1 protein-coding gene is annotated in these 256 nt (G+C 68.0%); it reads right to left on the bottom strand.

Annotated elements, in window-relative coordinates; translation table 11 throughout:
- On the bottom strand, nucleotides 1-256 hold a 256-nt coding region (locus tag GCN78_RS29100; RefSeq protein WP_152254755.1), incomplete at both ends, for an aldehyde dehydrogenase family protein.

Below are 256 nucleotides of genomic sequence, written 5' to 3'. Positions count from 1 at the left end.
GAAGGCCGCGCCCATCAGGGCGTCCACCGTCTGCGGGATATCCGCGTCCGGCATGACGACCATGTGGTTCTTCGCGCCGCCCAGGGCTTGCACGCGCTTGCCTTGCGCGCAGCCGGTGGCGTAGATGTATTCGGCGATCGGCGTGGAACCGACGAAGCTGACGGCGCGCACGTCCGGGTGATGCAGCAAGCCATCCACGGCTTCCTTGTCGCCCTGCACCACGTTGAAGACGCCGTCCGGCAAGCCCGCGTCCGTC

The sequence above is a fragment of the Janthinobacterium rivuli genome (assembly GCF_009208735.1).
Classification (GTDB): Bacteria; Pseudomonadota; Gammaproteobacteria; order Burkholderiales; family Burkholderiaceae_D; genus Janthinobacterium.
Note: the sequence above shows the minus strand (reverse complement) of the source record. Positions and strands in the feature narration are given on the sequence as shown.